8 protein-coding genes, 3 tRNA genes and 1 riboswitch are annotated in these 14739 nt (G+C 35.6%); all 11 genes read right to left on the bottom strand.

Going from position 1 to position 14739, the window contains the following annotated elements:
- Positions 1 to 118 precede the first annotated feature (118 nt).
- Positions 119 to 901 (bottom strand): formate/nitrite transporter family protein, encoded by a 783-nt coding sequence (locus FYJ58_RS10225; protein ID WP_154519633.1) that lies wholly within the window; start codon positions 899 to 901, stop codon positions 119 to 121.
- A gap of 57 nt (positions 902 to 958) precedes the next feature.
- Positions 959 to 2632, bottom strand: a complete 1674-nt coding sequence (locus FYJ58_RS10220; RefSeq protein WP_154519632.1) for a formate--tetrahydrofolate ligase — start codon at positions 2630 to 2632, stop codon at positions 959 to 961.
- Positions 2633 to 2900: 268 nt separating this feature from the next.
- A riboswitch (ZMP/ZTP riboswitch) is annotated at positions 2901 to 2984 on the bottom strand.
- Positions 2985 to 2993: 9 nt separating this feature from the next.
- Positions 2994 to 3509, bottom strand: coding sequence for an HD domain-containing protein (locus FYJ58_RS10215; protein ID WP_154519631.1), 516 nt, complete (start codon positions 3507 to 3509; stop codon positions 2994 to 2996).
- A 136-nt stretch (positions 3510 to 3645) separates the two neighbouring features.
- Positions 3646 to 4500, bottom strand: coding sequence for an EamA family transporter (locus FYJ58_RS10210; RefSeq protein WP_154519630.1), 855 nt, complete (start codon positions 4498 to 4500; stop codon positions 3646 to 3648).
- Positions 4501 to 4890: 390 nt separating this feature from the next.
- Positions 4891 to 4963 (bottom strand) — tRNA-Gly (locus FYJ58_RS10205).
- 53 nt (positions 4964 to 5016) lie between these two features.
- A tRNA-Gly gene (locus tag FYJ58_RS10200) sits at positions 5017 to 5089 on the bottom strand.
- 53 nt (positions 5090 to 5142) lie between these two features.
- A tRNA-Gly gene (locus tag FYJ58_RS10195) sits at positions 5143 to 5215 on the bottom strand.
- Positions 5216 to 5279: 64 nt separating this feature from the next.
- Positions 5280 to 8066: an ATP-binding protein gene (locus tag FYJ58_RS10190; protein WP_154519629.1), complete on the bottom strand. Its 2787-nt coding sequence runs from the start codon at positions 8064 to 8066 to the stop codon at positions 5280 to 5282.
- Positions 8067 to 8070: 4 nt separating this feature from the next.
- Positions 8071 to 9498, bottom strand: coding sequence for an HD domain-containing phosphohydrolase (locus FYJ58_RS10185; RefSeq protein ID WP_328597842.1), 1428 nt, complete (start codon positions 9496 to 9498; stop codon positions 8071 to 8073).
- A gap of 308 nt (positions 9499 to 9806) precedes the next feature.
- Complete coding sequence (locus FYJ58_RS10180) at positions 9807 to 10568, bottom strand: nitroreductase family protein (RefSeq protein ID WP_154519628.1); 762 nt, start codon at positions 10566 to 10568, stop codon at positions 9807 to 9809.
- A 163-nt stretch (positions 10569 to 10731) separates the two neighbouring features.
- Positions 10732 to 14508, bottom strand: coding sequence for a phosphoribosylformylglycinamidine synthase (locus tag FYJ58_RS10175; RefSeq protein ID WP_154519627.1), 3777 nt, complete (start codon positions 14506 to 14508; stop codon positions 10732 to 10734).
- Between the last annotated feature and the right edge of the window lie 231 nt (positions 14509 to 14739).

Below are 14739 nucleotides of genomic sequence, written 5' to 3'. Positions count from 1 at the left end.
TTTTCGTTTTCAATTCAGCAAAATATCTTATTTTTTTTATTTTTTTTACTATATTTTATTCATTTTGTAGAAATTGCTAAATTTTTAACAAATGAAAAAGTTTATCAATGTTTTCATTCTACTTTTCGTTCTTTAAAATAGGTTTTGAAATCAGAAAATAAGGTACTGCTACGAATAAAATTCCACCTGTCATATTACCGGCTGTGACAAAGAAAAGGTTATAAAGATAATCCCAAAAAGTTATATCAAGACCTGAAGGATTCAAAAGTCCTACCAAAATTACAGTCATATTTGCAATGCTATGCTCAAATCCACAAATCATAAATATGTAAATACACCAAAAAATCATAATTAATTTTCCAGCTTCACTTTTCATTCGTATCCCGCACCAAACCGCCAGACACACAAGCATATTACAAAGAATTCCTTTTACAAAAAGAGTTCCGGGGCTTCCAGTAATTTTTGTATAAGCAATCTCAGCAAAAAAGTTCCCTACAATTCCTGTCGGCATCTTTGTGAGGAAAAATAAAAAAGTCCCCAATACAGAGCCAAGCCAATTTCCTAAAAAATTAATTCCCCACAGCTTCCATGTATCCTTCATTGAAACCTGTCCTGCCAAAGTTCCAACTGCCATAACAAAATTATTTCCGGTAAATAGTTCCGCACCAGCCATCATAACAAGGCTGAGCGCAGAAGCAAAGGAAAATGCCATAATAACTTTAACCGGAGCATATCCGGCATCTGTAAGATATGCTCCCATTGTGAATGTAACAAAGCAACCGAAACTAATAAACATCCCGGCTAACAAAGATGCTATAACGTATCCGAACGGATTTGATATTAAAAATCGTATCTTTTGTTTTGCAAAATTTACAGCAGTTTTAAACTCTTCCTGATACATACTTCTTCTCCTATTTTTATAAGTCACCCAAAACTTATAACGTATTTTTTTAACTAATTAAAACAATCCTGAAATCTTACCGCTCTCATCGACATCAATTCGTTCTGCAGCCGGAATCTTTGGAAGACCAGGCATTGTCATAATGTTTCCAGTAAGTGCTACAATAAAACCTGCTCCTGCAGATACTTTAAGCTCTCTTACTGTAACCTTAAATCCTTTTGGTGCTCCTTTTAATGTCATATCATCCGAAAAACTATACTGTGTCTTTGCAACGCAGATTGGCAATTTATCAAAACCTAACTCGGTCAATTTGTCCGCTTGTTTTTTTGCATTTGCAGTTAGTACGACACCATCACCATGATAAATTTTCTTTACAATTGCATTTAATTTTTCCTCAATGCTCAAATCAAGCTCGTAGCTTTGTGAAAACTCATTTGGTTCTTCACAAAGTCGAATTACTTCCTTTGCCAAAGCAATTCCACCTTGGCCACCTTTTGCCCACACTTCAGATAATGCAACATTAACGCCTAATTCATTACATTTTCGTTCCACCAAATCAAGCTCTGCCTTTGTATCGGTTGGAAAGGCATTAATCGCTACCACGCATGGCAGTTTATATACATTTTTAATATTCTCTACATGTTGTAATAAGTTTGGAATCCCTTTTTCTAATGCTTCCAGATTTTCTTCATTTAACTGCTCCTTTGCCACGCCACCATGATTTTTCAATGCTCTTACCGTGGCAACAACAACAACCGCTGATGGCACAAGTCCCGCCATACGACATTTAATATCCAAAAACTTCTCTGCACCTAGGTCTGCGCCAAAGCCTGCCTCTGTAACTGCATAATCCCCTAATTTCATTGCCATTTTTGTTGCAATAACAGAGTTGCAGCCATGAGCAATATTAGCAAATGGTCCGCCATGAACAATCGCCGGTGTATGTTCAAGTGTCTGCACTAAGTTTGGCTTTAACGCATCTTTTAATAATGCTGTCATAGCACCTTCTGCATGCAGGTCGCCGGCTGTTACAGGCTTTTCATCGTAAGTGTAACCAACAATAATACTTGCAAGACGTTTCTTAAGGTCAGTGATATCATTTGCAAGGCATAAAACTGCCATAACTTCGGAAGCAACTGTAATATCATAGCCATCTTCCCTAGGCACACCATTTACTCTTCCACCAAGACCATCCGTCACAAACCGCAACTGACGGTCATTCATATCTACGCACCGTTTCCATGTAATTCTTCTTGGGTCAATATTTAAAGCATTCCCCTGATAAATATGATTGTCAAGCATTGCTGCCAAAAGATTGTTAGCGGCGCCGATTGCATGCATATCTCCTGTGAAATGAAGATTAATATCTTCCATTGGAACTACCTGTGCATAACCACCTCCGGCTGCACCGCCCTTAATACCAAAAACAGGTCCCAAAGAAGGCTCTCTTAACGCCACCATAACGTTTTTTCCCAATCGTTTCATTCCGTCAGCAAGACCGACTGTAGTCGTTGTCTTTCCCTCTCCTGCAGGTGTTGGTGTAATTGCTGTTACAAGAACCAATTTTCCATCTTCAAGATTTTTTGCTTTCAGTAAATTGTAATCAATTTTTGCTTTATAGCGACCATATTGTTCCAAATAATTTTCTTCAATTCCCGCAGTCTTCGCAATCTCAGTAATCGGCTCCATAACAGTTTCCTGTGCAATTTCAATATCAGATTTGTAATTCATAATAAAAAATCTCCTTTCCTTTGTCAACTGGCATAATGCTCAATGGGCAACCATAGAAAGCAGATTTACTTATCAGCGTAATAACAAAATTGTTATCCGATTTATAAATTTTACACTCGCAACCTAGATAAGTAAACATGCAATTATTTCCTATCGTTCCCTTCACAATAAGCTGTCCTTATTTTATAAACTGCGACTAAAACAATAGCATTTACAAATTCAATCTAGTTCACTCATTTTTTCATAAAAAAAGGACAACATTCTCCGCAAATGTTGCCCAGACGGTCGGCATAATAGCAATTTCTGATTCCCCTGTGGTTCTCCACATTACCCGTCAGTAATCAGAAACCTTTGAATGAATTTATCTTACCATACCAAAAGACTCTGTGTCAAGAAAAGAAAGCCATTTTTTCCACTTCACTTTTCCTGAAAAAAATTCTGCAATTGTTAAATATTTATCGACCGTTAAAACAATATAACTCTCTTTAAATTTTGGCACTTTCCAGATTGTAAGAGGAAACATGTGTGTAATAATAATATCCGAACATTTGTCATCAATTTCGAAATATTTTCTTGCATTCCGTTCTGCAACTACTCCATGCGTAAACCCATGAGGCAGAAAAAACTCTTTTTCTCGTTCCTTATCTTTAACATGCCAATCATATAAGAAAAAATCATGAAGTAATCCTCCAATCGCACAATCTTTCGCATCACAATGGAATCGCTTTGCTAATTTGTAACTATAATAAGATACTTTTAAACAATGCTTATAGGTTGTTGTATTACCATGCTGGACATATTGTTTCATTTCCTTTACTTTTTCATCATTTAAAAAATCGATAATGTAATCAATATATTCCTGATCTACACTACTCATGCTTTTCCTTCTTTCTTGTATTAATCGAACAAATGATAGTTTTCACCTTATTATTATCATAACATATCTATTAAGAAAAGTGCAGTGTTTTCATTGTATTTCAACTTAATTCTTTAATTTGGGGAGTAATTTTCTTTCACATAATCATCCCAAGTGTGCCTGCTATAATCCATACAAGTCCAAGAAAAGATTTTTTGGAAAGTTTTTCATGAAATACAATGTATGAAAATAATACGGTAACTAATATACTTAATTTATCAATTGGTACAATTATGCTAACAATTCCATCCTGTAACGCCCGATAATAGCATAACCAGGAAAGGCCGGTTGCAAAACCTGATAAAAGGATAAAAAACCAGCTTTTTTTATTGATTTCTTTTATTTTTGTATGTTTTTTTTGTAGAAATACAATAAGCCATGCCATTATTAATACAACAATTGTTCTTATAGCCGTCCCTAAATTTGAATCTATGTTTTCGATTCCTATTTTCCCTAATATTGATGTTAAACTTGCAAAGACCGCTGATAATAAGGCATACGCTAGCCAGCCTTTCCGTTCGTTTTGTGTCTGCTGCTTTTTCTCAATCATCAGATAAGTTCCTGCTCCTATCAGTGCTATTGATAGAACTTTCATTATACTAATTGGTTCATGAAAAAATAATATTGCAAGGATAACCGTTAACACAGTGCTTGATTTGTCTATTGGTACTACTTTATTAACATCTCCGATTTGTAATGCCTTAAAATAGCATAACCAGGATGCCCCTGTCGTGACTCCCGATAGACACAAAAATATTAATGTGTGCAGTGAAAGCCGGCTTAAGTCGGAAGCTGCTCCTGTCACAAATACCATAAGCCATGAAAATATCACAACAACAATCGTCCGTAATGCTGTGCATAAGTGAGAATCAATATCTTTAATACCGATTTTTGCAAATATCGAGGTAATGCCTGCAAAAAAAGCTGAACCTATCGCAAATAATAACCACATTTTACTCTTCCCTCTTTTTTCTATTACTGGTTTTTCTATAATACTTATATAATATGATACCAGGGTCAAAAGGTCATGCTTTTCATGCTGGCATGAAAAGCATGACTTTGAGCCCCGTAAAAACTTATCAATGCAAAGGTCTTTCCTATTTTGTAACGTCAAAAGCCTTAGACACTCAAATAAATGAAGTATCTAAGGCTCTAAATCTAAAGAACAAAGTGGACAAGTCTACCTCAACTCCCTGTATTCCTCACTCATGAGGGACTTGCTCCACTTTGAGTGCCAGATGCGTGTTGCATGCTTTTTGCAACAATACTCCCTTCGCATCTGTGCACATCCTCCGGAGCGTTTTTACTTTATAGGAGACGAACTTTCCTACAAAATAAAAAAAGCGCGAGACGGGACTCGAACCCGCGACCCCGACCTTGGCAAGGTCGTGCTCCACCAACTGAGCCACTCGCGCATATCTACCATTACCGATATTTTTTATATGTATCAATATGAATTTTTCTCACAAGCGCGAGACGGGACTCGAACCCGCGACCCCGACCTTGGCAAGGTCGTGCTCCACCAACTGAGCCACTCGCGCATATCTACCATTACCGGTATTTTTTATATGTATCAATATGAATTTTTCTCACAAGCGCGAGACGGGACTCGAACCCGCGACCCCGACCTTGGCAAGGTCGTGCTCCACCAACTGAGCCACTCGCGCATATCTTTCGTTCTTCTTTTTCATCGCCGAACAAAAGATATTTTATATCATTATTTTCTATTTGTCAACAGTTTTTTTTAATTTTTATATTTTTTTCAATCCACTGCGATACAAATGCCTCTCCTCTCTCATATTCCAGCTCATAAATCAGTTTTTTTAGCTCCAAAATAAATGGTTCTAAATTTTCATCTGCCTCCCAGGTTTCTAATTCATTAACCAATAACTCTAACTTTTCGATATCATAATTCGAAAAAGCTTCTTTAAATTGTAAAATTAACTGATAAAGTTCAGACTCTTTCCTGCCGATTCCTTTATCCTTCCGTTCTATTTCGTTTTCTCGTACTATTACTTCATCAATCTTCTCTAATAAATGCTCCAAATTCTGAATAAATAATTTTAAGTTATTTTCAACAAATTCTGTTTCTCCTTCCTTCGCTCTGCTCTCTATTAGTTCTGCTTCGTTTCCTATATTGATTGCACCTATATTCCAACTGCTTCCTTTAATTCCATGTATTTTTACATTAAAAAGATCTCTATCCTCTTTCCATATATCAGACAATTCATCTTTTAATTTTCCTATTTCCTCCATATAGGTTTCAAGAATTCTAATATACTGTTCCTTTCTGCCTCCTGTTTGCCTGATTCCACTTCTCATATCCAGCATAGTTTCTAAAAACCACTCCATCATAATTTGCTCTAACTCTTCTATCTGAACCGGCTTCGCTAAATTCGAAGTAAATCCGTATTTTGTATACTTCTTAGCTTCTCCATAGTTTCCTTCTGCAGACATCATGATAATTGGTAAGTCTTTAAAATAATTGCCCCGTTCTCTTCGAATGATTTCCACAACCTCCGCTCCATTCATTTCCGGCATTCGGCTGTCCATAAAAACTAAATCAAATAACTGGCTTTTCATTAATTCAATTGCTTTTTTTCCATTCGTAGCTGTTGCCACACAAATATCATATGGCTCTAATAGTCCTTGCATCACTTTTAAATTCATTAAAACATCATCGACAACAAGAACTCGCCTCCCAGGAAATTTAAGCTGTTCTTCCCGTTCTTTCCCCTTTTTCTTCAACTCTCCAATCGTCTTCTTCGTATATTGTTTCTTACCAATCATTTCACATTCTTTTTCTTTTTCCTGAGAAACAATAACCGTAAATACACTTCCCATACCATATGTACTTTCAACCTGAACCGTTCCATTCATTAGCTCTGCCAATTCTTTCACAATAGAAAGCCCCAAACCTGTTCCTCTTGCTTTTTCAGATTCTTCTCTAATCTGTCCATATTCTTCAAAAATCACATCCAAATTTTCCTGTCGCATTCCAATCCCTGTATCACTCACCTGAATTGTTAAATTTTCCTCTTCCGAGAATTCTTCCCACGAAATATTTAAATTTATTTCTCCATCTTTTGTAAACTTTGTGGCATTTCCTAATAGATTCATTATAATTTCCCGAATTCGGATTCCATCTCCAATAAGAAATTTCGGTATTTTTGTTTTTATATTTACGTAAAATTCTATTGGCTTACCCATAAGTAAAATATAAATCATCGCAGAAACTTCATGTATAAGTTCAGACATATCATATTTTTCTTTTTTTAGTACTAATTTTCCTGCTTCTATTTTAGAAAAATCTAAAATATTATTGATAAGCCCTAATAAACTTTGGGCAGAATATTCAATTTCTGAAAGCAGTTCCTTTTGCTTTGCTTCTTTTTCTTTCCGCACTGCAATTTGACACATACCAATAATTGCATTCATCGGAGTTCTAAGATCATGACTCATATTCGCCAAAAAAGCACTTTTCGCATGATTTGCCTCATCTGCCTTTTCTTTCATACGAATCAAATCTTCCATATATTCTCTTCTTTGTGTAACATCCGCAATACAAAAAGCATATCCCTCTATCTCATCTTTATTGCGAACAATTGTTGTACTACATTCATAGTAACAATTATTATAGACAAATTCTTGTGGATAGTCTTCCACTATATTGTCCAAATCAATCAAATCAGATAATTTTTCTTCCTTTTTCTTTGCCTGCAAATCTTTAAAAATCTGTTTCGCTGTTTTATTCGCATGAAGAAAACCACCTTGACTGTCAACAATAATAATTGCCTCTTTCATTGTATCAATCATTCTGTCTTTTACATTTTCTATAACATCAAATAATTGATATTTATAAGTTCCTGTCATAAGGAATACTCCTGAAATAAATAAGGCAATGGGCATTGGATTATATGGCTTAAAAAGATAGTAATAAAAGAAAAAGGAAAGTAAAGGAACAATCGTAGAAATAAACAGATAAATTTCTCTTTTTCCTCTCTTTCCCTTTCGATTTTCCATAGAATTTTTAAATGTAACAAAATTAATAATTACTCCCAAGAGGAATATCATCCCATAATATCCATATGCACCCACCCCATTTTCAAATTCCAAATGAGGATACGGACCTGTTTTCACAAATTCAATCTTCTTAAAAAACCACCGGTTCGTCTGGCAAGTCATAGCTCCGGTAACAACAACAATGTTTACTATAATTAAAAGTGCCTCGATTCCTTTTGTTAGTTTTAAATTATAATATTTTACAATAAATAAAAACATCAAAAATAGAGCATGACAAATCGCTATTGCTTTTATCTGAAAAATAAAGAGGGCGGCTTCTTCGCCCTCACATCCAATTTCAAATATGCAGCTTAAGTTATAAACAAATACATAAATCATCCCGGTTAACAATAATTTATATTCATTTGAATTCGTTTGATAATTTAATATTGATACTGTTATAAAAAAAGAAAGAATAACACAAATTACCTGTAAAATTGATAGCATTATAAACATATAGCTATTCCTCCAATGCTAATACAATTCTTGCCAATACATAGACTGGTTTGAATGGCTTTACAATATAGTCTTTTGCTTTCACTTTTCTGCATCTTTGTACTGTTTGTTCATCCGCTAATGCAGTTAAAAATATAACCGGTATTTGCGTTCCATATTTTTCTTGAATCTTCTCAACCGTTTCTATTCCATCCATATCCGGCATATCAATATCCATCATAATCAAGTCCGGCATCACACGCTCTAAAAAATTTAACGCCTGCTGTCCTGATTTTACAATTGAAACCTTATAGTCATTTTCCAGTATTCCCTGCATTGTCTTCAAATTCGTTACCATATCATCAACAACAAGGATATGTTTTTTCCCAAAATGTCTTCTGGCCTCATGTTGAAGTAAATCTTCTCCTACCGCAATCTCTTCGCCCTGAATACCTATAATTGTAATATTACGATTTTTTGTTTCGTCACTCAAATTAATCTCTTCTCCTGTAGTAAGACGAACTTTTGGCCGAAGCGTACTATGTTTATAGTTTTCAACTACAATTGCTTCTCTTCCATCTGAAAGTAAGACGGTAATTCCTTTTGGATACACTGGTACATAATCCAAAAATGTTTCAACCACTTTTCGGTCAAATAAAATATCACATCCACCCATTAAATATTCAATTGCCTCTGCCAGTGAAAATGCTTTTTTATAAGAACGTTTTGTAATAAGAGCATCGTATACATCAGCAACATGAATAATTTTCGCAAATGGATGAATGTTGTTTTTTTCCAGACCAAGTGGATAACCGCTTCCGTCTTCGTTCTCATGATGAAATAATACACCATTCTTTGTTTTTGCCGATATATTCCATTTTTCTTTAATCAAATCATAAGAAAGTCTGGCATGGGTTTTTATCACATCATATTCCTCTGATGTAAGCTTTCCCGGCTTATTTAAAATGTTTTTATCAATACATATTTTCCCAATATCATGTAAAATAGCAGAAGCACATAAATCCACCAATTCCTGGGAATTCATTCCCATACCACTTCCGATTACAGTTGAAAGTACAGCTACATTTACGGAATGTCTATAAGTATAATCATCAAACGTTCGCAAATCTACCAAATCCAGACTTATAACCCTGCTATTCATAATCTGGTCAACAATCGCTTTTGCAATATCAAGTGTCGCATCAATATTGCATTCTTTTAAGCTTCGCACTGCATAATTTCTAAGTTCAGCCGAAATTGTTTCCTGGATAATAATATCCTTCGACAATTCATCTTCTATATAAACTCCTGGAAATCCTCGTTTCGCTAATTTTGTTATAAAATCCTCTGTAAGCTCATTATAAGCACCTACCAGTACCCTGTCGGCTTCATCATAAACTGACCTTGCCAGCATCATTCCCGGTTTTGCATATTCAATTGAAATGTAACGCACCTGCTCACCTCCAAATTAATCATCTGTCATATTATAAGTGAACTTGACAGTTTTTGTCAATGTATCTCCCCCGTTCTTCACACGAACTGTACATTACATATCCCCACTATAATTCACTTATCAAAACTTTTCCACTTTGCGTGCCAGATGCGTGTTGCATGCTTTTTGCAACAATACTCCTTTCGCATCTGTGCACATCCTCGCGGAGCGTTTTTGCTTTATAGGAGACGAAGTTTCCTATAAAGTAAGAAAGAGGAAAACAGATTCTATTCCTGCTTTCCCCTTTTTTCTCTCTTCACAGATTTTTTCTATCTCATCAGCTTTAATGTAGCAACATATTCATTTTTACGAAAATGTCTTTCTAAAATATTTTCTGATTTCATCAGTTCCGATAAAAGCCACATCTCTTCTGCTCCAATGCACAAATTTGCCAAAATAATTCCCATGTCAATTTCATGCAATGCTTTCATTTTCTTAAAAGCAATAACTTCTTTTCTGCAAAACAAGTGAATACGATTATCATAAACAATTAATCTCCATGGCTGACTATTTAAAGATGAAGGTGCCATTCTTGCTGCATTCAATATTTCCTGAACTTCTTTACAAACTTCCTCTTTAAAAATGCAAATTTCATTTAATTTAAGCCTTTTCACTTTTTTTGCTTCACGGTAAATATTTTTGTTGCTCTTGCCAAAAGCAATTTGAAGAACAGGTTCATACCCTTCATGCTTTTTAATACTTCCTACATTTTGCATAAAACAGGTTGCAAGTCCCTTTGTTGTCATATAAAGGCAAATATGCTCCAGCAAATAACCGGCATTCATTAAATAATTTTCGCCTATTTTACTATATAATACAAAATAATAAGGAGCTTTTATCCAAAGAGAACCATTATGTTTTTCCTGTTCTGTCACTTTATCTATTATTTCATATTTCACTTCCAGCGAATCATCCAGACTTTCCAGATGATTCGCAAAATTCATTATATTATTTAACAGCCTCTGCTCAATCGGCTCTAACTGAAAGCTTCGCACAGATTGCCGCACAAATATCGCATCGTACAAATTCATCGTTACACCACCTACTACGAACTAATAATAAGTGTATCACAACTTTTCTTTTTTTACTTCACAATTTTTCTTAATTTTTTCTTATAATTTTGTATATTTTTCTGTATACGGGCAACCTTGTCCTTTTCAGTATAAATTAGAGTGTCTTGAAACATTTCAAAACTTATCGAAAATATTCCACACCTGCTTCAAAAATGTGCTGATTCTGATTTCCTGATATATTCAGTGCAACTCCATCTCCCCGACGCTCGGAATGTGCCATCTTTCCTAATACACGACCATCCGGACTTGTGATTCCCTCAATTGCCATATAAGAACCATTTGGATTAAATGCCTCGTCCATTGTTGGGTTGCCATCAAGATCAACATACTGGGTTGCTACCTGTCCTTGTTCAAACAATTGTTTCAACCATTCTTTGTTTGCTACAAACCGCCCCTCTCCATGGGAAGCAGGAATTGCATAAACACCGCCAAGTTCTGCTTTTGAAAGCCATGGTGAATGATTTGTTACAACCTTTGTATAAACTGACTTTGAAATATGTCGTCCGATATGATTTGTTGTCAAAGTAGGAGCATTTTCATCGATCTCACAGATTTCTCCATATGGAACCAATCCAAGCTTAATTAATGCCTGGAATCCATTACAGATACCCAAAATCAAGCCATCTCTCTGCTTTAGCAAATCATTTACTGCCTCCATAATCTTAGGGTTACGGAATGCAGATGCGATAAATTTAGCCGAGCCATCTGGTTCATCTCCTGCTGAAAAACCACCAGGGAACATAATAATATTTGCCTCGCGAATTGCTTTTTCATATTCGTTTACTGAATCCTTAATATTTTGTTCCGTCATATTTTTAAATACCACACTTGTTACTTCTGCTCCAGCTTCTTTAAATGAACGTGCTGCATCATATTCACAATTTGTCCCTGGAAATACCGGAATAAATACCTTTGGTTTAGCAATTTTTTGTTTTGCAGTATAAATTTCTTTTGCATCATAAACAGATGTCGGAAGAATTTCTTTTTCCACACCAGAGTGGGTTGGATATACCGACTCTAATGTCTGCTCCCACGCCTTTTGTGCTTCTTCAATAGAAAGCTTCATTTCTCCACAAATAAATGCCTTATCATTGATTGTCTGTCCAATAATTTCATAATCAACACCAGACTGCTCCAATTTCTCCATATCTAATTTTGCAACTTCTGCAATAATTGCGCCATACTGTTTTTCAAAATAAAATTCATTTGCTCTTTTTCTACAAAGCTCAGCACCAATTTGATTACCAAATGCCATTTTGCTGACTGCCTCTACAATTCCTCCATTCGAAACAGCATAGGCAGCTTTTATTACCTTTTGTTCCATCAGCTTGTGAATTGCATCGTAGTTCTTCATCATAGTCTCATAGGCAGGCAATTGATATTTATCCATCTTGCATGGGAACAATACTAATGTATCTCCTGCTTCTTTCAATTCAGGTGTAACGACATCTTGAACATTTGCTACATCCACAGCAAATGAACAAAGGGTAGGAGGAACATCAATATCATTGAACGTACCGGACATACTGTCCTTACCACCGATGGAAGGAAGTCCAAACTGCATCTGTGCTTCATAAGCACCCAAAAGTGCAGCCATAGGTTCACCCCAACGTTTTTTATCTGTTCCAAGACGTCTAAAATATTCTTGAAACGTAAATCTGATTTTTCTAAAGTCCCCACCGGAAGCAACAATTTTAGCTACAGATGAAAGTACTGCATATACTGATCCATGATATGGACTCCAGGACGATAAGTATGGATCTAATCCATAGCTCATCATTGTTACCGTGTCTGTTTTTCCGTCTAATACCGGAAGTTTTGCTATCATTGTCTGGGTTGGAGTCATCTGATATTTACCGCCATAAGGCATTGTTACTGTTGCTGCACCAATTGAACTGTCAAACATTTCAACCAGTCCTTTTTGAGAACATACGTTTAAATCTTTTAATGTATGAATCCATTCGTCTTTTAAATTCTCTATCTCTTTTTTGCGAGCAAAATAAGACTCTTTCGAAGGCATTGTAACACATACATCCGTTTCCTGATGTGCCCCATTTGTATCTAAAAAGGCTCTTTCAATATTTACAATTTCTTTTCCCCGCCAAAGCATTACAAGTCTTGGCTCTTTTGTTACTTCTGCTACAACTACTGCTTCTAAATTCTCTTCTTCTGCAAATGCAAGCATTTTTTCTACATCATTTGCTTCTACAACAACTGCCATTCTCTCTTGAGATTCTGAAATCGCAAGCTCTGTTCCATCCAGTCCTTCGTATTTTTTTGGAACTTTATCTAAATCAATCCGAAGCCCATCTGCCAGTTCTCCAATCGCAACGGACACACCACCCGCTCCGAAATCATTGCATTTTTTAATAATTGAGCTAACCTCTCCTCTTCGGAATAACCTTTGAATTTTCCGTTCCGTTGGAGCATTTCCTTTTTGTACTTCCGCACCACAGGTATGAATTGATTCCGTCGTATGTACTTTCGAAGAACCTGTTGCTCCACCACATCCATCACGACCTGTTCTGCCACCTAATAAAATAATCTGGTCACCCGGGTCAGAATTTTCACGAATTACATTTTTTCTAGGAGCTGCACCCATAACGGCACCGATTTCCATACGTTTTGCAACATAATTTGGGTGGTAAATTTCATTTACAAGACCGGTTGCCAGACCAATCTGATTGCCATAGGAGCTATATCCGCTTGCAGCACCTTTTACAATTTTTTTCTGTGGAAGCTTGCCTTTTAATGTTGCTTCTACCGGAGTTGTTGGATTAGCAGCACCTGTTACACGCATTGCCTGATATACATAGCCTCTTCCTGACAACGGATCACGAATTGCTCCTCCAAGACAAGTAGCAGCACCACCAAATGGCTCAATTTCTGTTGGATGATTATGGGTTTCATTTTTGAAAAATACAAGCCATTCTTCTTCCTCTTTTGTTCCATCTTCTTTTTCAATCTCCACTGGAACAATAATTGAACAAGCGTTGATTTCATCCGATTCTTCCATATCTGCAAGCTTGCCTTCTTGTTTTAATTTTCTCATTGCCATAAGAGCAATATCCATCAGAGAAACAAACTTGTCCGGTCTATCTTTAAAAATTTCTTTTCTATCATTCATATAACGCTCGTAACTTGCTACAATCGGTTCATGGTAATATCCGTTTTCAAAAGTAACATTTTTAAGCTCTGTTAAAAATGTCGTATGACGGCAATGATCTGACCAATAAGTATCTAAAACCCTAATTTCTGTCATAGAAGGGTCGCGTTTTTCTTCTTCTGAAAAATATTTTTTTATATGAAGGAAGTCTTTTAATGTCATAGCAAGGTTTAAAGAATCATAAAGCTCTTTTAATTTTTCCTCATCCATATCACAAAAACCATCAAAAATCAAAACGTCTTCTGGACGTTCAAATTGAGTTACCAATGTCTGTGGTTTTTCTTCATCTGTTAATCTGGAATCTACCGGATTTACACAATATGCCTTTATCTCTTCTAACTCTTTCTCTGTAATTGTACCAGAAAGTACATATGTAGTAGCTGTATGAATAATCGGATTTTCTGCTTCATTTAATAGCTTTACACATTGTTCTGCAGAATCTGCCCTCTGATCAAATTGTCCTGGCAAGTATTCTACTGAAAATACAACATCTGTATCTTCCGTTTCAAACTCCTCTTCATATAAAATATCAACAGGAGCCTCGGAAAATACAATTTTTAAAGCTTTTTGATAAGTTTCATCACTTACATTTTCCATATCGTAACGCACTAATACCCTTACATTTGTAATATGTTCCATTCCAAGATAACTGGACAACTCTTCTTTTAACTCTTTTGCACGTACAGCATAAGGTGCTTTTTTTTCTACATAGATTCTTTTCACGTTGCTCATAATTTACCTCCGATTTCAGACTGTTTTCTTTCTAATTATCATAGTAACACAACTTTTATTATAAATAAAATTAATATATTTTATTTTTTCTATTAGAAAAGCTAATAAAAAAGTGTCTTCGACACTTCAACTCCCCTGCCCTCAATCTTGAGGGAATTTAGGGGTTTCTTTTTGTTAATTTTTCCTGCATAATAGGGTTATGAATATCTTACAAAGAATCTTTACCGACTA

Source organism: Velocimicrobium porci (assembly GCF_009696045.1).
Classification (GTDB): domain Bacteria; phylum Bacillota; class Clostridia; order Lachnospirales; family Lachnospiraceae; genus Velocimicrobium; species Velocimicrobium porci.
Note: the sequence above shows the minus strand (reverse complement) of the source record. Positions and strands in the feature narration are given on the sequence as shown.

Excerpts from the sequence above, each read along its gene's own strand:
- FYJ58_RS10175 (WP_154519627.1), bottom strand. The coding sequence starts at position 14,508 with ATGAGCAACGTGAAAAGAATCTATGTAGAAAAAAAAGCACCTTATGCT.
- FYJ58_RS10190 (WP_154519629.1), bottom strand. The coding sequence starts at position 8,066 with ATGTTTATAATGCTATCAATTTTACAGGTAATTTGTGTTATTCTTTCT.
- FYJ58_RS10215 (WP_154519631.1), bottom strand. The coding sequence starts at position 3,509 with ATGAGTAGTGTAGATCAGGAATATATTGATTACATTATCGATTTTTTA.
- FYJ58_RS10225 (WP_154519633.1), bottom strand. The coding sequence starts at position 901 with ATGTATCAGGAAGAGTTTAAAACTGCTGTAAATTTTGCAAAACAAAAG.
- FYJ58_RS10220 (WP_154519632.1), bottom strand. The coding sequence starts at position 2,632 with ATGAATTACAAATCTGATATTGAAATTGCACAGGAAACTGTTATGGAG.
- FYJ58_RS10210 (WP_154519630.1), bottom strand. The coding sequence starts at position 4,500 with ATGTGGTTATTATTTGCGATAGGTTCAGCTTTTTTTGCAGGCATTACC.
- FYJ58_RS10180 (WP_154519628.1), bottom strand. The coding sequence starts at position 10,568 with ATGAATTTGTACGATGCGATATTTGTGCGGCAATCTGTGCGAAGCTTT.